This is a genomic window from Massilia aerilata (genome assembly GCF_042656905.1).
Taxonomy (GTDB): domain Bacteria; phylum Pseudomonadota; class Gammaproteobacteria; order Burkholderiales; family Burkholderiaceae_D; genus Telluria; species Telluria aerilata.
Genome location: NZ_JBHSMZ010000010.1, coordinates 126,399 through 147,089, shown reverse-complemented (window position 1 = coordinate 147,089; position 20,691 = coordinate 126,399). Strand labels below are relative to the sequence as shown.

General features: G+C 65.5%; 18 protein-coding genes and 1 pseudogene. 2 read left to right on the top strand and 17 right to left on the bottom strand.

All coding sequences use genetic code 11. The features are described 5' to 3' along the window. Positions 1-136 precede the first annotated feature (136 nt). From ACFPO9_RS15225 to ACFPO9_RS15170, 12 genes and pseudogenes are all read right to left on the bottom strand, one after another. Positions 137-1,927: an acyl-CoA dehydrogenase C-terminal domain-containing protein gene (locus ACFPO9_RS15225; protein ID WP_379771962.1), complete on the bottom strand. Its 1,791-nt coding sequence runs from the start codon at positions 1,925-1,927 to the stop codon at positions 137-139. Between the two features lie 32 nt (positions 1,928-1,959). Beyond that, positions 1,960-2,559 (bottom strand): TetR/AcrR family transcriptional regulator, encoded by a 600-nt coding sequence (locus tag ACFPO9_RS15220; protein WP_379772144.1) that lies wholly within the window; start codon positions 2,557-2,559, stop codon positions 1,960-1,962. Positions 2,560-2,679: 120 nt separating this feature from the next. Beyond that, a complete protein-coding gene (locus ACFPO9_RS15215) occupies positions 2,680-3,069 on the bottom strand; it encodes an RNA-binding S4 domain-containing protein (RefSeq protein WP_379771961.1) in 390 nt (129 codons plus the stop codon). Further along, positions 3,066-4,226, bottom strand: a complete 1,161-nt coding sequence (gene clsB / locus ACFPO9_RS15210; RefSeq protein WP_379771960.1) for a cardiolipin synthase ClsB — start codon at positions 4,224-4,226, stop codon at positions 3,066-3,068. The genes ACFPO9_RS15215 and clsB overlap by 4 nt, the downstream gene beginning before the upstream one ends. A 6-nt stretch (positions 4,227-4,232) precedes the next feature. Beyond that, positions 4,233-5,051: an endonuclease/exonuclease/phosphatase family protein gene (locus ACFPO9_RS15205; RefSeq protein ID WP_379771959.1), complete on the bottom strand. Its 819-nt coding sequence runs from the start codon at positions 5,049-5,051 to the stop codon at positions 4,233-4,235. Between the two features lie 61 nt (positions 5,052-5,112). Further along, a pseudogene (locus tag ACFPO9_RS15200) lies at positions 5,113-5,385 on the bottom strand (ATP-binding cassette domain-containing protein); the annotation flags it as partial. A gap of 70 nt (positions 5,386-5,455) precedes the next feature. Beyond that, a complete protein-coding gene (locus tag ACFPO9_RS15195) occupies positions 5,456-7,147 on the bottom strand; it encodes a sensor domain-containing diguanylate cyclase (RefSeq protein WP_379771958.1) in 1,692 nt (563 codons plus the stop codon). An 80-nt stretch (positions 7,148-7,227) separates the two neighbouring features. Then, entirely contained in the window at positions 7,228-10,968 is a 3,741-nt protein-coding gene (locus tag ACFPO9_RS15190; RefSeq protein WP_379771957.1) for an ATP-binding protein, read from the bottom strand. 221 nt (positions 10,969-11,189) lie between these two features. Further along, on the bottom strand, positions 11,190-11,651 hold the full coding sequence (gene nudB / locus ACFPO9_RS15185) for a dihydroneopterin triphosphate diphosphatase (protein ID WP_379771956.1): 462 nt from the start codon (positions 11,649-11,651) through the stop codon (positions 11,190-11,192). A gap of 123 nt (positions 11,652-11,774) precedes the next feature. After that, positions 11,775-13,580 carry an aspartate--tRNA ligase gene (gene aspS / locus ACFPO9_RS15180; RefSeq protein WP_379771955.1) on the bottom strand — a complete coding sequence of 602 codons (1,806 nt, stop codon included), beginning with the start codon at positions 13,578-13,580 and terminating at the stop codon, positions 11,775-11,777. Positions 13,581-13,635: 55 nt separating this feature from the next. Continuing rightward, positions 13,636-14,211: a DUF502 domain-containing protein gene (locus ACFPO9_RS15175; RefSeq protein ID WP_379771954.1), complete on the bottom strand. Its 576-nt coding sequence runs from the start codon at positions 14,209-14,211 to the stop codon at positions 13,636-13,638. A gap of 18 nt (positions 14,212-14,229) precedes the next feature. Next, positions 14,230-14,559: an FmdB family zinc ribbon protein gene (locus ACFPO9_RS15170; RefSeq protein WP_379771953.1), complete on the bottom strand. Its 330-nt coding sequence runs from the start codon at positions 14,557-14,559 to the stop codon at positions 14,230-14,232. A 315-nt stretch (positions 14,560-14,874) separates the two neighbouring features. On the opposite strand from ACFPO9_RS15170, the gene ACFPO9_RS15165 reads away from it, so the two are divergent. After that, positions 14,875-15,594: a TetR/AcrR family transcriptional regulator gene (locus ACFPO9_RS15165; RefSeq protein ID WP_379771952.1), complete on the top strand. Its 720-nt coding sequence runs from the start codon at positions 14,875-14,877 to the stop codon at positions 15,592-15,594. On the opposite strand, the gene ACFPO9_RS15160 is transcribed toward ACFPO9_RS15165, so the two are convergent. The 5 genes from ACFPO9_RS15160 to ubiE form a co-directional block, all read right to left on the bottom strand. Continuing rightward, complete coding sequence (locus ACFPO9_RS15160) at positions 15,530-16,129, bottom strand: methyltransferase domain-containing protein (RefSeq protein ID WP_379771951.1); 600 nt, start codon at positions 16,127-16,129, stop codon at positions 15,530-15,532. The two genes, ACFPO9_RS15165 and ACFPO9_RS15160, sit on opposite strands and share 65 nt — an antisense overlap. Before the next feature lie 5 nt (positions 16,130-16,134). Further along, on the bottom strand, positions 16,135-17,688 hold the full coding sequence (gene ubiB, locus ACFPO9_RS15155; RefSeq protein WP_379771950.1) for a ubiquinone biosynthesis regulatory protein kinase UbiB: 1,554 nt from the start codon (positions 17,686-17,688) through the stop codon (positions 16,135-16,137). After that, entirely contained in the window at positions 17,688-18,347 is a 660-nt protein-coding gene (locus tag ACFPO9_RS15150; protein WP_379771949.1) for a ubiquinone biosynthesis accessory factor UbiJ, read from the bottom strand. The genes ubiB and ACFPO9_RS15150 overlap by 1 nt, the downstream gene beginning before the upstream one ends. A 112-nt stretch (positions 18,348-18,459) precedes the next feature. After that, the gene (locus tag ACFPO9_RS15145) at positions 18,460-19,425 is read right to left on the bottom strand and encodes a Tim44 domain-containing protein (RefSeq protein WP_379771948.1); all 966 of its coding nucleotides are present in this window, start codon (positions 19,423-19,425) and stop codon (positions 18,460-18,462) included. A gap of 10 nt (positions 19,426-19,435) precedes the next feature. Next, positions 19,436-20,170, bottom strand: coding sequence for a bifunctional demethylmenaquinone methyltransferase/2-methoxy-6-polyprenyl-1,4-benzoquinol methylase UbiE (ubiE, locus tag ACFPO9_RS15140; protein WP_379771947.1), 735 nt, complete (start codon positions 20,168-20,170; stop codon positions 19,436-19,438). Between the two features lie 291 nt (positions 20,171-20,461). Between ubiE and ACFPO9_RS15135 the strand changes: the two genes are divergently transcribed. Beyond that, positions 20,462-20,668: a cold-shock protein gene (locus ACFPO9_RS15135; protein ID WP_230024400.1), complete on the top strand. Its 207-nt coding sequence runs from the start codon at positions 20,462-20,464 to the stop codon at positions 20,666-20,668. Positions 20,669-20,691: the final 23 nt, after the last annotated feature.

Here is a 20,691-nt window from a genome sequence, read left to right as displayed (position 1 = left end):
CTTAGTTATCGTCGTTCCCGCGAAGGCGGGAACCCAAGTTTATTTGCGCTGACGGTGCGCTGAACTTGGATTCCCGCCTGCGCGGGAATGACGGGTCGATGTAGCGGGTGTACGCGTTGGTACGTGATGGTGTTACTTAGAACAGATCCGCATCCATGGCCAGCAAATTCGCCGAACCCGAACGCGCCTGGCGAATCAGCATTGCGGTTTCCGGGTACAGGCGGCCGAAGTAGAAGCGTGCGGTGTGCAGCTTGGCCTCGTAGAACTTGTCGCCCGAGTCCTTCTTCTCCAGTGCGATCTTCGCCATCTGCGCGAAGAAGTAGCTGAACACCAGGTGGCCGACCACGCGCAGGTAAGGCACGGCGGCGGCGCCGACTTCGTCCTGGTTCTGGAAGGCCTTCATGCCGATTTCCATGGTCAGCTTGGTGACCTTCTCGCCCAGTTCGCCCAGCGGGGTCACGAACTCCGACAGGTTTTCGTCCAGGCCGTTCTCTTCGACGAAGTTCTTGATCTTTTCGCCGAAGGCGCGCAGCTTGGCGCCGTTGTCCATCAGGATCTTACGGCCCAGCAGGTCCAGCGACTGCACGGTGTTGGTGCCTTCGTAGATCATGTTGATGCGCGCGTCGCGCACATACTGCTCCATGCCCCACTCGCTGATGTAGCCGTGGCCGCCGTACACCTGCATCGCTTCCGAGGTCGCGATCCAGCCGTTGTCGGTGATGAAGGCCTTGACGATCGGGGTCAGCAGCGCGACTTCGCCGGCGGCTTCCTTGCGCACTTCTTCGTCCGGGTGGTTCAGTTCGCGGTCGATCTGCAGCGCGACGTAGGAGGTCAGCGCGCGCGCGCCTTCGGCATAGGCCTTGGCAGTTAACAGCATCCGGCGCACGTCCGGGTGCACGATGATCGGGTCGGCCGGCTTGTCCGGGGCCTTCGGGCCCGACAGGCTGCGCATCTGGATGCGGTCTTTCGCATACACCAGCGCGTTCTGGTAGGCGACTTCGGTCAGGCCCAGCGACTGCATGCCGACGCCCAGGCGGGCGGCGTTCATGAACACGAACATCGCGTTCAGGCCCTTGTGCGGCTGGCCGATCAGGGTGCCGACCGCGCCGTCCAGGTTCATCTGGCAGGTCGAGTTACCGTGGATGCCCATCTTTTCTTCGATGGCGCCGCAGAAGATCGGGTTGCGCTCGCCGATCGAACCATCGGCGTTCGGCAGGAACTTCGGCACCAGGAACAGCGAGATGCCTTTGCTGCCTTCCGGTGCGTCCGGCAGGCGCGCCAGCACCAGGTGGACGATGTTTTCCGAGACGTCGTGTTCGCCGGCCGAGATGAAGATCTTCGAGCCGGTGATTTTATAAGTGCCGTCGGCTTGCGGCTCGGCTTTCGAGCGCAGCAGGCCCAGGTCGGTGCCGCAGTGGGCTTCGGTCAGGCACATGGTGCCGGTCCATTCGCCCGAGACCAGCTTCGGCAGGTAGAACTTCTTCTGCTCTTCGCTGCCGTGTTCCAGCAGGCACTCGTAGGCGCCGTGTGACAGGCCTGGGTACATGGTCCAGGCCTGGTTGGCCGAGTTCAGCATTTCGTAGAACGAATTGTTCAGCGAAATAGGCAGGCCCTGGCCGCCATATTCCGGATCGCAGCCCAGAGCCGGCCAGCCACCCGCCACGTATTGCTTATAGGCTTCTTTAAAACCCTTCGGCGTGGTGACGGTCTTGGTCGCCGCGTCGTAATGGCAGCCTTCGCGGTCGCCGGAGTGGTTCAGCGGGAACAGCACTTCCTGCGTGAACTTCGCGCCTTCTTCGAGCACCTGGTTGATGATGTCGGCGTCGATTTCCTGGTACGCCGGCAGGTTCTTGAACTCTTCGGTGACGTTCAGGAATTCATGCAGAACGAACTGCATATCCCGGATTGGCGCGACGTACTGACCCATGTTGTTCTCCTGACGAAGGTAATGATTGGTGGTTATTTGGTAGTGGGATTACGGTAATTCTCGATCAGGCGTGCGAAGCCGCGGTGCGCGCGGTCGGGGGCGCCGGGGATGCGCAGGAAGCGCGCATCGTGGTGCACTGCCAGCACCAGGCCGTACATCTCGTAGACCAGCTGCTGCGGGTCGGTGTCGGCTTTCAGGTCGCCGCAGTCGACGGCCTGACGGGCGCAGCGCACCAGGGCGCTTTGCCAGATCTGCACCATGCCGACCAGCTCGTCGCGGATCGGGCCCGGGCGGTCGTCGTATTCGACGGCGCCGCTGATATAGATGCAGCCGGAGGCGATTTCGACCGAGACGCGCTTGAGCCAGTGCTTGAACATGGCTTCCAGGCGCGGCAGGCCGCGCGGCTCCTTGACGCTGGGGACGAACACTTCCTGCTCGAAGCGGCGGTGGTACAGTTTCAGCACTTCGATCTGCAGGTCTTCGCGCGAACCGAAGTGGGCGAACACGCCCGATTTGCTCATGTTCATGCGGTCGGCCAGCAGGCCGATCGTGAGTCCCTCGAGGCCGTCGCGGCTGGCGAGTTCGAGCGCAACGTCGAGAATCGCTGCACGCGTCATCTCGCCTTTGCGCATGACCATGGATTTGGCTGAAGTATTGATACGATGCTCCCAGTGGATCGAGAAAAAATCCGAACGCTCGTACTATTATCTACCAGCCTGGAAATGTCAAACGGGAAGTTTAGAGGCGCGGTTCTATTGCTCGTCCCCGGCCCGTTCGATCGCGCGGCGGTCACGCTTGGTGGGCCGCCCCTTGATCGTGCTGCTGGGCTCCGGGGCCAGGCGGCGCGCCTCCTGGTCGTTGGCGCGCTTCTGGAGGCTGACTTCGGTTTCGCGGTAGAGCGCCTGGGCCACCGGCGCCGGGCCGCGCGTGCCGGACAGGCCGTGCACGATCACTTCCCAGCGGGTCGAGCCATTATCGATCAGGATCTTGTCGCCCAGCTTCACCGAACGCGCCGGTTTGACGTTCTCGGCATTGATCTTGATGCGTCCACGGTCGACCGCCTCCGCGGCCAGCGAGCGCGTCTTGAAAAAGCGCGCCGCCCACAGCCATTTGTCGATCCGGACGTTGTCGTTCTCACTCATGCATAGCCTATTGTAAAGATCCGCATCGTCAGTTTATACAAAAGATAGGCGATTTCGTGGCCCGTACGGCGCACCCAACTGAGTTGCTTCAAATCATCCAGCCCGACCGGCACCCCATCGGCGATGCCGCGCTCGATCTGTTTTGCCATGCTGGAGGCGAAAGCGGCGTCGCGCACCACCACGTTCGCTTCCTGGTTCACGAACAGGGACAGGCCGTCGCAGTTGCTGGAGCCGACCGTGGCCCAGTCATGGTCGACCACCGCCACCTTGGCGTGCAGCTGGGTCTTGCGGTATTCGACGATGCGCACGCCGGCCGCCAGCAGCTGCGGGTAAAACGAACTCGCCACCGCATCCTGCATGCGGAATTCGCCCACCCCGATCAAGAGGCAGACGTCGACCCCGCGCCGCGCCGCCGCCGCCAGCGCCTGGCGGAACTTGCGCCCAGGGGCGAAATACGGCGTGGCCATCAGCACCCGCTTGCGGGCGCGGCCGATCGCCTGCAGGTAGGTGCGCTGGATGGTGCGGCGGTTGCGCAGGTTGTCGCGCACCACGAAGCCGGCACGCATCGGATGCTCGCCCAGCCCCGGCGCCTGCTTGCGGGTTTCCTTGAACAGGTGGTAGCGGTGCTTGATGTTCAGGTGGCCGGCGCGGGTCCACTGGGCCTGGGCTTCGCGGTGGATGCGTTCCACCAGCGGGCCGCGCACGCGCACCGCGAAATCCCAGCGCGGCGCCGGCAGCGGTTTATAGGGCGCGTAATCGCACAGGGTATCGTCGTTGGTGTTGATGCCGCCGACGAAGGCGATCTCGCCGTCCACCACGCAGATCTTGCGGTGGCTGCGCGCCGCGCCGCGCCGGAACCAGGGATTGAACATGCGGTAGTGCACGCAATGCTGGCCGAATTCCTCGCCCAGCCGGCAAGCGGTGCGGCGGCCGGTGCCGAACCAGTCGACCAGCACCCGCACCTTGACGTCCCGCTTGGCGGCGCGGATCAGGGCATCGGTGACGGCGCGCGCGGCCGCGTCCTCGGCGTAGATATAGGTCTCGAACAGGATTTCCTGCCTGGCCGAGTCGATCGCGGCCAGCAGCTCCTTGAAATAGTTGCCGCCGCTTTCCAGCAGCTTGACGTCGTTATTGGCGACGTACGGGACCGATCGCATGGGCGCTCAGGACAGCTGCAGGTTGGCGACGATGGGCGCGTGGTCCGACAGCTTGGCCCATTGCGGCCCGTGCAGGACTTGCGCCTGTTCGACCTTGAAGCCGCGCACGTAGATGCGGTCGAGGCGGAACCAGGGCATGGCGGCCGGGAAGGTTCGCGCCGGCACCAGGCGGCGCTCGCGGCCGGCCACGTTGCGCACCAGCTCGCCGATCTTCGAAGACCGCTTCTCCAGCTCGTCGAACACCTCGACCACGCCCAGTTTCAGGCGCAGGCAGTCGGACAGGGTGTTGCGCCAGTCGTTGAAATCGCCGGCGATGATGACCGGCTCGCCGTTCGGCGCCGAATCGTTCACCGCGCTGATCAGGGCGTCGGTCTGGCGCCGGCGGCTGCCTTCGAACAGGCCGAGGTGGACCACATAGCAGTGCACCTTGCCGACCGGCGTGTCCAGCGCGCAGTGCAGGATGCCGCGCTGCTCGTAGGCGTGGTCGGAGATGTCGTGGTTATGCTCGTTGGCGATCGGGTAGCAGGACAGCAGCGCATTGCCATGGTGGCCATGGTCGTAGACCGCGTTCATGCCGTAGGCGGCATGCAGATCCTCGCCGGCAAAGAACTCGTGCTGGGCCTTCTCCGGCCAGTGGTGATGGGGACTGCGCAACTTCTCGCCATAGCGTGCCTGGTAGCGGTCATGCCGGCCCTGCACTTCCTGCAGGAACACGACATCCGCATCGAACATGCCGATAGCCTTCTTCAGCGCCAACACACGCGGTGTGCTGCGGAAAGAAGAGACGCCTTTATGGATGTTGTAGGTCGCAACACGAATTTTCATGGGAACATTTTAACCCCATCATTCCGTGTTCTCCCGGTAAGCGTGCCAATCGTGCGGCGCGTCAGGGCGCGGCCAGGACCCTGCCCAATACTTGTTTCTCCAATGCACCAAATGAGGCATCGCCACGCGCGATCCACAGCGCCTCGATCAGCTGCTGCATTTCGATACGGGTCAGCGCATCCAGCGCGCCCAGCGGCTCGTCGAGCAGCAGCAGCTGGGGCTCGTGCACCAGCGCGCGCGCCAGCGCCACCCGCTGGCGCTGGCCGCCCGACAGCACCGCCGGCCAGTCGTCCGCGCGGGCTTCCAGGCCGACGCTGGCCAGCGCCGCCCTCGCCTACGAATGCTTTCGCGTTTGAATATGCCGATTTAGTTAAAAGATTTTGCGCATATCGATTTTCGCGAATTCATGGCTGGGCGGCGAGGACCACCCGGTTGCGCCCCTCCCGCTTGGCCCGGTACATGGCCTGGTCGGCGGCCCGGAACAGCGAGTCGGCGTCGGGGCCGTGCAGCGGGAACTCGGCCACCCCGAACGAAGCCGTGATGGCGTCCGGGCCGGCGCCGTCGTTCATCGGCGGCGCCCCCGCGATGTCGGCGCGCAGCGCTTCCGCGCGCCGCGCCGCATCCGGCTGCGCGCAGTCCGGCATCAGGATCACCAGCTCTTCGCCGCCGTAGCGGCAGGCGACGTCGCAGTAGCGGATCGACTGCCGCACCAGCTGGGCGATCGCGCGCAGGACCGCATCGCCGGCGGCGTGGCCGAAGCCGTCGTTGACGCACTTGAAGTGGTCGACGTCGAGCACCACCAGCGACAGCGGCGAAGCCATGCGCCGTGAACGCGCCAGCTCGCGCCTGAGGGTCTCGTCGAAGTAGCGGCGGTTGAACAGGCCCGTCAGGGGATCCAGCACCGACTGGCGGCGCAGCGATTCGCGCAGCCTGGCGTTGCCGAGGGCGAGCGCCAGCTGCTCGGCCACCGTCACCGCCAGCTGCTCCTGCTGTTCGCGCGCGTCCGCTTCCCGCGCCAGGCCTTCCAGGTGGACCAGGCCGACCAGTTCGTCGTGCGTGACCAGCGGCACGCACAGGCGCATGCCGCCCTTGCCGTCGCCGCCGTGGCTGCGGTAATGCGCGCAGGATGGCCCGTCGCAGCCCGAGGTCTTGTAGTGGGCGCGGTGCTGCAGGGCCCAGCAGTCGTCCAGCGTCATCTCGGACGGCTGGGCGGAGGCGTCGCCCCAGCGCGACAGCTGGCGCAGCGTGCCCGCGTCGCCGCTGTCCAGCGCGAAGAAAGTGCCGCCGGCGCCGGGCAGCAGCTTGCCGAAACCGCGCGCCACGACCGCCCCGGTATCCAGGCTGGATGGCATGGCTTCGACCGCGCGCAGCATCTCGGCGACGATCCTGAGTTCGCGGTTCTGGCGCGTGCCCAGTTCGACCGCGCCGGCCAGCTGCGCCGCTTTGTGCTCGAGCTGCAAGGCGGTCTCGCGGCGCTCGCGCAGCATGCGCGCCATCACCACCAGCAGGGCGCCGAACACGCAGATGTTGATGAGGGTGGCGGCCAGGCTGACGGTGAAGGAACGGCGCGAGGCGGCCAGCATCTCGGTACGCAGGACCTTGCGCCGCGCGTCGGTACGCGCCTGCCGCGCCGCGACCAGGCGCCGCAGCTCGTCCATGGTGGCCTTGCCGCGCATCGAGCTGACGAGCTTTTCGGTCTGCGCAAAACCTTCGCCGCGGCGGATGGCGATGGTCTCGTCGAGTTCGGCCAGCTTCAGCTCGGCCAGGCGCGCAATGCGCCACAGCTTGGCCTGCTCGACATCGCTGCCGGCCTTGTCCTTGGCCTCGCGGATGGCCGCCGGCAGCGTCTGCCGGGCATGTTGCCAGGGTTCGAGGAAGACTTCGTTGCCGGTGATGATGAAGCCGCGCTGGCCGGTTTCGGCATCGCGCAGCGCATCCAGGATGTTGTCGACGCGCTGCTGCTGCTCCAGCTCCATGCGCAATTCATGGACCAGGACCGTGGTCGACCGGTCCATCCAGTAGGACACGGCTGCTCCCAGCGCCATCACGAGAACGACGGCCAGGGCGGCAAACTCGATGTTCTTTTTACTCCGCATGCGACGCTCGGCAAAACACCTTGTTCAGAGGCGGCCAACCATAGCATAGATTTTGAACAGCACGATTGCACGCGCAATGATTACTGCCCCGCGGCGGCCCGTCCGAGGATGGCGGCCAGCTCGTTCGTGTCGACCGGCTTGACCAGGTGATGGTCGAAGCCGGCCGCCAGCGCGCGCTGGCGATCGTGCTCCTGGCCATACCCGGTCACCGCCACCAGGAGGGCGCCGGCGCTCCCGGTCTCGGTCCGCAGGCGCTGCGCCAGGGCATTGCCATCCATGCCGGGCAGGCCGATATCGAGCAGCGCGACGTCCGGCGCCTGGCGGGCTGCGCTGGCGAGGGCGTGGAAGGCCTCGTGCTCGACCCGCACCCGGTGTCCCCACTGCTCGAGCAGGATTTTCAGCATGAACGCGGCATCGGCATTGTCGTCCACCACCAGGATGTCCAGCTGCCGTGCACTGGACCGGGAGGCCGTGCCGGCCGGGCTGGCGGCCGGCGCCGCGTCGTCGCCGGCCAGGCGCGGCAACTGCACGACGAAGGTACTGCCGTGGCCCAGGCCGGCACTGTGGCAGGCGACGCGGCCACCGTGCAGGTCCACCAGGCTCTTGACCAGGGCCAGGCCCAGGCCCAGACCGCCCTGCGAGCGGTCGGGCGTGCGCTCGGCCTGGGCGAACAGGTCGAACACCTGCGCACGCAGCTCGGGCGCGATGCCGATGCCGGTATCGCTCACGATCAGCTGCACGTACTCGTTCTCGACCTCGGTGCGCAGCCTTACCGTGCCGCCGGGCGGCGTGTACTTGACCGCGTTGTTGAGCAGGTTGGTCAGAATCTGCACCAGGCGTTTCTCGTCGCCGAGCACGCGTCCGCCGGCCGGATCGAGATCGAGCACCAGCCGGTGGCGCTGCGACTCGGCCAGCGGCCGCACCTGCTCGACCGCATGGGCAACGATTGCGCGCAGATCCTGCGGCGTCCTGCCTATCTCGACCAGGCCGCGCGTGACCCGCGAGACATCCAGTAAATCGTCGATCAGCGCGGTCATGTGGCGGACCTGGCGCCCGATGATCTCGCTGGTGCGGCGGATACGCTCCGCGTCCGGCTGGGCCATGCCCAGCATCTCGGCCGCCACCCGGATCGGCGCCAGCGGATTGCGCAGTTCGTGCGCCAGCATCGCCAGGAAGTCGTCCTTGCGCCGCGCGGCATCGTGTAGCGCGGCCTCCGCCTGCTTGCGCGCGTCGACGTCCATGTACACGGCCAGCACGGTCGGCGGCGAATCGGCGGCGCCGTGCACCAGGGTCACGGTCTTGCCGACCCACAGCGCGCTGCCGTCGGCGCGCAGGAAGCGGTTCTCGATCTCGTAGGGCCTACCATCGCGCACCAGCCTGTCGAACAGCGCCCGGTTGTCCGGGGCATCTTCCGGATGCAGGAAGGCGTCGACGCGCTGGCCGACGACGTCCTCGCGGCGGCGCCCGACCATCGTGCAGTAACGCTCGTTCACGTTCAACAGGATCCCGTCCAGGCTGCCCTCGGCCATCCCGACCGTGGTCTGCTCGAACAGGGCGGCGGCGTGGGCCTGGCTGCGCAGCAGCGCCAGGCGGCGCTCGCGCGCCAGCCTGATTGCGCCGTCCACGCGGGCCCGCAGCTCGCGCGCGCCGAAGGGCTTGACCAGGTAGTCGTCGGCGCCGGCGCCCAGGCCTTCCAGGCGCGCTTCTTCTCCCGCGCGCGCCGACAGCAGGATCAGCGGGACCTCGCCGATGGCCGGATCGGCGCGCAGCGCGGATAGGAGCGCGAACCCGTCCATCTCGGGCATCATGACATCGGACAGCACCAGCTCCGGCAGCACGGCGGCGCGACTGGCGGCGCGCACCGCCTCCAATGCCTGGCGGCCGTTGGCAACTGCCTCGACCTCATAGCCGCCCTCCTCCAGGATGCGCTTGATGTAGGCGCGCATGTCGGCGTTGTCGTCGGCCAGCACGATGCGGCGCTGGCCGGCGGAAGCGCGCGCAGCCGGACCGCCGGCCGGCGCGATGGCGTCCGGCAGCCAGCGCAGGGCCTCGTCGACGAAGCCTTGCGCCAGCCGGCCGCCGCCGGGCGGAGCGAGGCCTTCGCTGGCCACCTGATGCGCCGGCAAATGCGCGGCGCCGAACGGCAGGCGCAGGGTGAACACCGTGCCGCGGCCCTCGGCGCTATCGACCTCGATGGCGCCGCCGTGCAGCAGCACCAGCTCGCGCACCAGCGACAGGCCGATGCCGCTGCCTTCGACCGAACGCCCGCCCTGTCCCTCGATCCGGTAGAAACGCTCGAACACGCGCCCGAGACTGGCCGCCGGGATGCCGACGCCGGTATCCTCGACCCGCAGCTCGGCCATGCCGCCGGCGTCGCGCAGCGTCACGCGGATGCCGCCCTGGAGCGTGAACTTGAAGGCATTCGACAGCAGGTTGAGAACGATCTTTTCCCACATCGACGGGTCCACCATCACCGGCCCGGGCAACGGCCGGCAGTCGACGTCCAGACGCAGGCCGGCGCGCTCGCACGCCGAGCGGAAGTTGCTGGCCAGTTCCATCGTCAAGGCCGGCAGGTCGGTCGGCACATACGCGGCCGCTATCCGCCCGGCCTCGATGCGCGAGAAGTCCAGCAGCGAATTCACCAGGCGCAGGAGGCGCATGGCGTTACGGCTGGCGATTTCCAGGCGCGCCCGCTCGGCCGGCGGCAGCTCGGCCTCCAGCACCTCTTCCAGCGGTCCGAGCATGAGACTCAGCGGCGTGCGGAACTCATGGCTGACATTCGAGAAGAACACGGTCTTGGCACGGTCGATCGCGGCCAGCATCTCGGCGCGCTTGCGTTCGGCCTCGATGGCATCCACCTTTGCCACGGCGGCGGCCAATGCGGCGCGCAGCAGCTCGTACAAACCAGCATAGGCATCGTCCAGCGGCAGGCGGGCGCTGGCGCCGGCGACCAGCAGCATGTCAGGACGCGCCGCCCCCGCTTGCGTGACCGGCAGCACGAACGCCGTCTCCGGCGCTTCCGGATAGGGGCCGCAGGCGGCATCGCCGAAGCGATCGCGCAAGCCGTCGACGCGCAGCGCCGCCGCCGACGGTGCCGGCAACGGCCAGGCCGCGGCATCGTCCGGCGCCAATGTCTGCGGGTTCATGGAGGAACCCGGTCCCAGGCCGGTCGCCCCGGCCAGGCGGTAGATCCCGGCCTCGGCATCCAGTTCGTACAGCAGGGCGAACGGCAGGTCGAGCGCGAACTGCGCCAGCGTCTGCATCAGCAGGCGCACCAGGTCGGCGCGATTGTCGGCGCCGCCCAGCTGGGCGTTCAGGTCGCGCAACAGCCGCGTGCGCCGTTCGCTGAGCATGGTGGCCGTGGTTTCCGTCACCGGGTGGAACAGGCCGCCGATCTTCCCGCTTTCGTCGCGGATCGGACTCAAGGAAAAGGTAAAGAAGGTCTCTTCCAGGTAGCCGTTCCGGAACAGGAACATGCGCTGGTTTTCCAGGTAGGAGGTCCGCCCCTGGCTGGCCGCTTCGAACGGCGCGCTGAGCGCTTCCCAGGCCGAGGCCCAGCACTCGGTGTAGTCCATGCCGAGCGAGAAGGGATGCTTGTCGCCGCACAGGACACGGTAGCCGTCGTTGTAGATCTGGGTATGCTGCGGCCCCCAGATGATATTGATGGGGAAGTTGGACGCCAGGCACAGGCTGACGGTGGTGCGCAGGCTTTGCGGCCATGAGGCTATCGGGCCCAGCGGCGTGTCGGACCAGTCGCGGCCGAGGATCTCTGCAGCCAGCTCGCTGTCGCCGGCCAGGAAACTCTCTTCGGGCTTGTTCATCTCATATCGCAGAACTGCCGTCCCGCCGCCTCCCGGCACATTTTGGACCGCTACGTTACCACGCCTGAGCTCGCAAGACACAATTCGGGGCTGTCATTACGCCGAATCGCAACCGGAGCCCGGCCTGTTCAGTCTTCGGCCGCGTACTTGAATACGCCGGCAGGCAGCGCCACGCCGGCGATCTTGCCCTTTGAGCCAGGGCGGACCGGATGGCTGGCATGTCAGGGTTGATTGCATGGGAAGTGACGCGGCAAATGCAAAATCGCCTCCGCGTTCGAGCTGGAGAAGCAGCGGTCGGCCGCCTCCAGCAGCGGCAGCCAGGCATATTGCAGGTGCTCGCGCGGCGCCAGCGTGATCGGGATATCGCGCGGCACGCAGACGGAAAACACGTGCTCGGTGTTGTGGGTGACGCCGGGGGCGTAGCGGTGGCGCCAGGTCTGGTAGATCTCGTAGACGTTGGACAGATGCCAGTCGTGCAGGCGGACGGTCTCGCCGTCGGCGTGGATGCCGGTTTCCTCGAACAGCTCGCGGGCGGCGGTCTCGAGCAGCGGTTCGTCGATCCGGTCGAGGGAACCGGTGACGGATTGCCAGAAGCCGGGCCGGTCGGCGCGCTCGATCAGCAGGACCTCGAGGTCGGCGGTGTGGATGACGACGAGGACGGATTCGGGGATTTTGTGGGGCATACGGCTATTGTAGCGCTACCCGGAATCGTCGTTCCCGCGCAGGCGGGAACCCAAGTTCTGCGTGCGCTAACGGAACGCGAACAAACTTGGGTCCCCGCCTGCGCGGGGACGACGAGGTATTACTTAAGCGACTTTCGGCTGCTCGTTACGCAAACGAATATGCAGTTCCTTCAGCTGCTTCTCGTCGACTTCCGACGGCGCGTTGGTCAGCAGATCCTGTGCGCGCTGGGTCTTCGGGAAGGCGATCACGTCGCGGATCGAGGTCGAGCCGGTCATCAGCGTGATCAGGCGGTCCAGGCCGAAGGCCAGGCCACCATGCGGCGGCGCGCCGTACTGCAGGGCGTCGAGCAGGAAGCCGAACTTCAGCTGGGCTTCTTCGGCGTCGATCTTCAGGGCGCGGAACACCTTGCTCTGGACTTCTTCGCGGTGGATACGGATCGAGCCGCCGCCCAGTTCCCAGCCGTTCAGGACCATGTCGTAGGCCTTGGCGATGCAGGCGCCCGGGTTCGATTCCAGCATGTCCTCGTGGCCGTCCTTCGGCGCGGTGAACGGGTGGTGGGTCGCGGTCCAGCGGTTGGCTTCGTCGTCGTACTCGAACATCGGGAAGTCGATCACCCACAGCGGCGACCAGACGTCGTCGAACAGGCCGGCCTTCTTGCCGAATTCCGAGTGGCCGATCTTCACGCGCAGCGCGCCGATGGCGTCGTTGACGACCTTGGCTTTATCTGCACCGAAGAAGATCAGGTCGCCGTCTTCGGCGCCGGTCAGTTCCAGCACTTGCGCCAGCACTTCGTCCGACAGGTTCTTCACGATCGGCGACTGCAGGCCGTCACGGCCCTTGGCCTTCTCGTTGACCTTGATGTAGGCCAGGCCCTTGGCGCCGTAGATGGCGACGAACTGGGTGTAGGCGTCGATTTCCGAACGCGGCATCGAGCCGCCCTGCGGCACGCGCAGGCCGACCACGCGGCCGCCCGTCATGTTGGCGGCGCTATTGAAGACCTTGAACTCGACGGTCTTCATCAGTTCGGTCAGTTCGGTGAACTGCAGCTTGACGCGCATGTCCGGCTTGTCCGAACCGTAGGAGCCCATGGCGGTGGCGAAGTCCATCACCGGGAACGGGTTCGGCAGGTCGATGCCGGCGGCGTTCTTGAAGACGACGCGCATCATGTCTTCGAACAGGTCGCGGATTTCCTGCTCGGTCAGGAACGAGGTTTCGCAGTCGATCTGGGTGAATTCCGGCTGGCGGTCGGCGCGCAGGTCTTCGTCGCGGAAGCACTTGGTGATCTGGTAGTAGCGGTCGAAGTTGGCGACCATCAGCAGCTGCTTGAACAGCTGCGGCGACTGCGGCAGCGCGAAGAAGGTGCCCGGGTTGACGCGCGAAGGCACCAGGTAGTCACGGGCGCCTTCCGGGGTCGACTTGCCCAGCATCGGGGTTTCGATGTCGATGAAGCCCAGGTTGTCCAGGTACTTGCGCACTTCCATCGAGACTTTATAACGCAGGCGCAGGTTGTGCTGCATCTGGTCGCGGCGAAGATCCAGAACGCGGTGCGTCAGGCGGGTGGTTTCCGACAGGTTGTCGTCGTCCAGCTGGAAAGGCACCGGCACCGAGGCGTTCAGCACTTCCAGTTGCGTGGTGTTGATCTCGATCTTGCCCGACTTCAGGTTGGCGTTGGCGGTGCCCTCCAGGCGGTTCACGACGGTACCGGTGATGCGCAGGCAGTACTCGTTGCGCACGTGCTCGGCGCCCTTGAAGACGTCGGCATTGTCGGGGTGGCAGACGACCTGCACCAGGCCTTCACGGTCGCGCAGGTCGATGAAGATCACCCCGCCGTGGTCGCGGCGGCGGTGCACCCAGCCGCACAGGCTGACGGTTTGGCCCAGCAGCTCTTCGGTCACGAGGCCGCAGTAGTTGGTACGCATGGAGGACATAGTTTTTCGATCCAGGTTGGTTATTCGGTGCCTGCTGCCAGGCGTTAGATTCTTGCTATTCGGGCGCCACGACGCCCATCGACACGATGTACTTCAGGGCCGCGTCGACCGTCATGTCCAGTTCGACGACCCGGCTGCGTTCCATCATCAGGAAGAAGCCGGAGGTCGGATTCGGGGTGGTCGGCACGTACACGCTCACGTAGTCGCCCACCAGGTGATTCTTCACGTCGCCGCCCGGCACGCCGGTCAGGAAGGCGATCGTGTGCGAGTTCTCGTGCGGGTACGGGATCAGCACGGCCTTGCGGAAGGCGTTGCCCGAGGACGAGAACAGGGTGTCGGACACCTGCTTGACGCTGCCGTAGACCGAGTTCACGACCGGGATGCGGTTGAGCAGGCGCTCCCACAGGCGCACGAACCACTTGCCGACCAGGTTATTGGTCAGCACGCCGGTCAGGAACACGATCGCCAGCGTGATGATCGCGCCCAGGCCCGGAATGTAGGTGCGCGGTTGCCAGTCGTTCGGCACCAGTACCAGCGACTGGTCCAGCAGGCTGATCACGAAGTTGAGCACCCAGGCGGTAATCGCCAGGGGAACCAGGACCAGCGCGCCGGTAATGAAATATTTACGCATTCGGTGTCTGCAATGGGATCAGGTACTGCTGTCGCCCGGCTTCGCGGCCGGTGCGGCCGGCGCTGCCGGCGCGGCGCTGGCGGTGCCGCTGTCGCTGCCGCTACTATTGCTGCTGCCATTGCTGCCGCTCTCGGCCGACGGCGCCGTGCCGGTCGCCGGTGCGCTGCCGCCGCGGAAGTCCGTCACATACCAGCCGGTGCCCTTGAGCTGGAAACCGGCGGCGGTCACCTGCTTCTTGAACGAGGACTTGCCGCAGGACGGGCAGACGCTCAGGACCGGATCCGAAATCTTTTGCAGCACATCCTTGGCAAACCCGCATTCATCGCAGCGGTAAGCGTAAATCGGCATCTGAATACTCCGCAAAAATCATCAAAACCCTGAATTATAAAGCTTTTGCGGAAGCTTTTGCCCGTTGGCGCTGCGGCCAGGCTGGATGAATGCCCTGATAACTTGCTGCTATTCGGCAACAGTGTTGTTTTTATTCCGCATAATGGATGAGTTACGTTTGCCGAACATCAACATACCTGTTTAAATAGCACTTCTCAGCTCAGCTGAAAAGAAACAGAAGTTTGCGCGACCGGTCTAGGACCATCGCCGCGAAGCCATAAAAGAACGACTTCAAATCAGGGCCCTCCGCGGGCCCTTTTCTTTTACGAAGCCACGATGACGCGCACTTCCGAACCCCGGCTTGGCCGCCGTCCCAGGATCGCGGGCGGCAAGGAAACCGCTCCGGTAATCCTGGATGCGGCCGAAAAACTGTTTTCGGTGCATGGCTTCCATGGCGTGACGGTGCGCGCCGTCGCCGTCGAATGCGGGGTCGACTCGGCCCTGGTCCATTATTATTTCGGCACCAAGCAGGCACTGTTCGACGCGGTGTTCGCGCGCCGCGCCGCCCCGATCAACCAGGACCGCATGGACGCGATGGACCGCTACGAAGCGGAATGCGGCGATGGCATGACGGTCGAAGGCATCGCTTCGGCCTTCCTGATGCCCCTGCTCGACCGCGCCCGCCACAGCGATCCGGGCTGGAAGCATTATTTCGCCCTGCTCGGCCTGGTCAACAGCGCCCCTGGCTGGGGCGCGGACACCATGACCAGCCACTTCGATCCGGTAGTGCGTCGCTTCATCGGCCTGCTGCAGCGGGTGCTGCCGGATGCCGGCATGGACGACCTGTTCTACAGCTACCACTTCCTGACCGGGGCCCTGACGCTGACCCTGAGCGACACCGGGCGCCTGGACCAGCTGTCGGCAGGCAGCGCCGCCTCGTCCGACATGGCGGCGATCGCGCCGCGCATGATCGCTTATTGCGCGGCGGGGTTCAGGGCCGTCTGCGCCAGACCATCCAGCGCTCCTTGGCTGCAAACACCGGGATCGAATCGTTGACCGCATCGTCGGCGATGCACTCGAAGTAAGGCGCCAGCAGCGCATCCAGCCGGTCGCGCGCGATGCCGAAGGGCGGCCCCTTGGGCAAATCGTCGAAGAAGAAGTAACCGGCCAGCAGGCCGCCGGGCGCCAGCAGCTGCGCCCAGCGCGCGGCCACCTCCGGCCAGCGCGCACGCGGGAGCGCGCACAGGAAGGCCTGCTCGTAGACCAGGTCGAGCGGTTTCGAAGGAAGGTAGTCGAAGAAGTCGGCCTGCACGATATGGCCGGCGTGCCGTCCCGCCAGGCCTTTGGCGCGCGCCACCGCGCTCGGTGAAAAGTCGATGGCGGTGGCGTCCCAGCCGGCGTCCAGCATCAGGGCCAGTTCCCAGGCCGAGCCGCAGCCCGGCACCAGCGTTGTCAGCGGTTTCGAAGCCTGCGCCACGAACGCCCGCAGCGCCGCCGGCGCCGCGCCGCGGTCCCAGGGCGTGAACTGCTTATCGAAGCGCTCGTCCCAGAACGCCGGCGCGAGCGGATCGCGGTTGGAGAAGTCGGGCATGTTCGTCAGAAGCGGACGAAATGCATGGCGGCCAGGCCGACCACGGCGACGGCCGTGACGCCGGCGAGGAAGGCCAGCAGGCGGTTGGTGCGGCGCTGGTTCTCCACCAGCTTGTACATCAGCTCGCCCATGTCGAGGTCGCTGTGCGCGCGCTTGTGCAGCACCTGGTGCGCCAGGCGCGGAATCTGCGGGAAGATCTGGGCGAAGCGCGGCGCCTCGTCGCGCAGGCGCTCGACAAAGCCGCGCCAGCCGACCTGGTCGGCCATCCAGCGTTCCAGGTAGGGTTTCGCGGTCTTCCACAGGTCGAGGTCCGGGTCCAGCTGGCGGCCCAGGCCCTCGATGTTCAGCATGGTCTTCTGCAGCAGCACCAGCTGCGGCTGGACCTCGACGTTGAAGCGGCGCGAAGTCTGGAACAGGCGCAGCAGCACCTGGCCGAAGGAGATGTCCTTCAGCGGGCGGTCGAAGATCGGTTCGCAGGTGGCGCGCACCGCGGCTTCCAGCTCGTCGACGCGGGTTTCCTTCGGCGCCCAGCCGGATTCGATGTGGGCCTCGGCCACGCGCTTGTAGTCGCGCCGGAAGAAGGCCAGGAAGTTCTGCGACAGGTAATCCTTGTCGTAGTCGTTCAGGGTGCCGACGATGCCGAAGTCGAGCGCGATGTAGCGCCCGAAGGTCGCCTCCTCCACCGACACCAGGATGTTCCCGGGGTGCATATCGGCGTGGAAGAAACCGTCGCGGAAGACCTGGGTGAAGAAGATCTCGACGCCGTCGCGCGACAGCTTTTTCAAGTCGACGCCGGCGGCCACCAGGCGGTCGGTCTGGGAGATCGGAATGCCGTTCATGCGCTCCATCACGATCACGCTGCTGGAGCAGTAATCCCAGTACATCTCCGGGACCATCAGCAAGGTCGAGTTGGCGAAGTTGCGGCGCAGCTGGCTGGCCTGGGCCGCCTCGCGCATCAGGTCGAGTTCGTCGTGCAGGTACTTGTCGAATTCGGCGACGACTTCGCGCGGCTTCAGGCGGCGGCTGTCCGGCCACACTTTTTCGATCAGGCCGGCCGCCATCTGCATCAGGGCCAGGTCTTCGTCGATGGTGGTCTTCATGCCGGGGCGCAGCACCTTGACCGCGACTTCCTTGCCGTTCTTGAGCGTGGCGAAGTGGACCTGGGCGATCGAGGCCGAGGCCACCGGCGTGCGCTCGAAGGTGGCGAACAGCTCGCTGGGCGGGGCGCCGAGAGAGCGCGTGATCTGGGCGATGGCGAGATCGGAATCGAAGGGCGGCACGCGGTCCTGCAGCAACGACAGCTCGGCCACGATATCCTCGGGCATCAGGTCGGGACGGGTCGACAGCACCTGGCCGAACTTCACGAAGATCGGGCCCAGCTCTTCCAGCGCCAGGCGCAGGCGGATCGCGCGCGGCGAGGTGATGCGGCGCCAGAAGAACATGGTGTTGATGAAGCGGGCGGTGCGCGGCACGTCGAGGCCGGACATCGCGATTTCGTCGAGACCGTATTTCGTGAACACGGTCAGAATTTTCAGCAGGCGCAGGAATTTCAGGATCATCAGCTATCCGATTTGGGGTCCGGGAGTGCGGGAACGGTGGCGGCGCTGCGCTGGGCCAGCCGCTGTTCCAGTTTCTGCTCCAGTTTGGCGATGCGCTTGGCGGCGCGCTCGACGTCGTCGCGGGTGCGGTTCACGTCCTCCGCGAAGGCATCGACGGTGCTCGGGCGCAGCAGGACGCGGCGCTCTTCAAGCAGGAATTCGGCGACGTTCTCCGCCAGCCGGCGCGAGGCGCCGGTCGCATGCGAGACGGCCGCGCGTGCGCCGCCCACCAGGCGGGCCGCCGCGATCGGGCCGAAAAAGCGTTCGAGGTCGTACTCGGCATCCCAGCGCAGGCCTTTCGACAGCTGGGAGATGGTGTTGGCGAATTCGGCGTCGCCGTCGATGCGCACATAGGAAAAGGCGCGGTCACGGTTCTGCAGGATCAGCGGCAGGTCGCTGAGCTTGACGTGGATGGTCACGTCCGGCGCCTCGCCGTCGCCGGCCACTTCCAGCATGCCATCCCTGGCCACGCGCATGCACAGGCGAAGCTGGCCCCGCAGTTGCTCGACACTGATGCAGGCGACCTTGCCGGCCTTGCGCATCAGGGTATCGCGCGCCCAGGCTTCCTGGGCCAGCAGGTGATTGACGGTCGCTACGAATAAAGAAGAAGTCGGTGACATTGATACTTGCGTTCAAAAAAAAACCGCCCTGCTTGGGCGGTTTCGATCTTACCAGTTCGCCGGGGCACAAACCCGGCGGCACAGATCGTTCTGACAAAAATTGTCAAAAATATTAGGTAATTTGCTGAATACCCGCCAGGACCCAACCACCGCTGCCGTTCAGCGGCTTCGCCAGGTTCCACACTTCGACGTAGGGCTCGGCCGGCGCGCCCGGGGCGTTGCGGATCATGCCGTTGAACTGCACGCTGGCCAGGTAGTCGCGCTCGGTGGTTTCGATGCCCAGCAGCTGGGCGTCGATCGAGACGACCTCGGTGTAGTCCTGGTTGCCGCCGCGTTCCTGGATCTGCAGCTGCAGCTCGGCGAAGACTTCGGGCGAGGTGAACTCGCGCAGGTCGGCCGTGTCGCCGCGGTCCCAGGCGGCCTGCATGCGGATGAAGGAGGCTTTCGCGTGGCGCAGGAAGGCCTCGGTGTCGAAGCCGGCCGGCACACCCCACTGCTCGTGGGCGGCCTGCTTGTTCAGCGAGACGTTCGAAGTCGGCTGGTTGTAGCCGCCGGAATAGTTGTTCGACGAGTTCGGCTGCCAGCCCTGGTTCAGGCCGGAACCGATTTCCGGCGTGCCGGTGGCCGGCACAGGATTCGGATTAAAGCCGGAAAACTGCGAATTGGCCGGGGTGGCTTTGCGGCGGAACATGCGCACGATGAACATCACGGCGAACACCAGCAGCAGGATCATCAGGATCGAGGACAGCGCGCTGGCCATGGCGCCGCCGATGCCGAAGTGCGAGAACAGCGCGCCCAGGCCCAGGCCCAGCAGCGCGCCGCCCAGCACGCCCTTCCACATGCCCGGACGCTTTTGCGGAATCTGCTGCGGCGCCATCGGGGCCGGCGCCGGGCGTTGCTGGTAGCCCGGCTGCTGATAAGGCGCCGGCGCGGGCGCCGGGGCCGGCGTGCGCATCCGGCTGACCGAAGACGACTGGCGGCCGAAGGAACGGCCGCCGCCCACCGGACGTGCGAATGCGTCGGCGACGAAGGACAGAGCGGTCACCGCGATCATCGTGCTGGCCAAGAATTTCTTCATCGTGGACACCTCAAAGTTTGATGCCGGTGTGGAGTGCGGCGACACCGGCGGTCAGGTTGTAGTACTGCACCCGTTCCAGGCCCACCGTTTCCATCATGGACTTCAGGGTTTCCTGGTCGGGATGCATGCGGATCGATTCGGCCAGGTAGCGGTAGCTCTCGGCATCGCCCGCGATGCGCTGGCCCAGCCACGGCAGCACCGAGAACGAATACACGTCGTACGGCTTCTGCAGCGGCGCGGCGACCTTCGAGAACTCCAGCACCAGCAGCTTGCCGCCGGGCTTCAGCACACGGCGCATTTCCGCCAGCGCCAGGTCCTTGTGCGTCATGTTGCGCAGGCCGAAGGCCACGCTGACGCGGTCGAAGTAATTGTCCGGGAACGGCAGCTTTTCCGCGTCGCACAGCAAGGTGGGGGTCACCAGGCCCTTATTCAATAGACGGTCCCGGCCGACGCGCAGCATCGATTCGTTGATGTCGGTGAGCCAGACCTCGCCGCTCGGGCCCGCCTGCTTCGCAAAGGCCTTGGCAAGGTCGCCGGTGCCGCCGGCGATGTCGAGCACCTTGAAGCCGGGGCGGATGCCCGCCTGGGCGATGGTGAAAGTCTTCCAGATGCGGTGCAGGCCGCCGGACATCAGGTCGTTCATCACGTCGTACTTCGACGCGACCGAGTGGAAAACCTTGGCGACTTCGTGGACCTTCTCGTCCTCGGAAACGGTCTTGTAGCCGAAATGGGTGGTGTTGGTCATATCGTTTGCCAGTTTGATCTTCTTGCATTATACAAGCGGCATGCAGGGAGACGCGTGCATGCCGCCATCTCTGGGAACATTCGTCGATGCAAGCATTTTTTCCTCACGGATGCACCTCCGCGCATACTGTTGAGCTGTTGTCGCGGAAATAACAACACTGGCAAAAACTTTATTTCAATCGTGCAGCACTTTCCTTAAATTTTGCTTATAGTGATTTAGCTCTGCCGAGTCCGCCAGGCGAAGACCTGGGACGCGGCATAGTTTGGACAATCCTTTAAAGAGAGAAAAGACATGGCGACTGGCACTGTGAAATGGTTTAACGACTCCAAGGGCTTCGGCTTCATCAAACCGGACGATGGCGGCGACGACCTGTTCGCGCACTTCTCGGCGATCAACACGGCCGGCTTCAAGTCCCTGGCGGAAAACCAGCGCGTCAGCTTCGAAATCACCACCGGCCCGAAGGGCAAGCAGGCTGCCAACATCCAGCCGCAGGCGTAATCGCCGATTAGCCGGCTCGACCG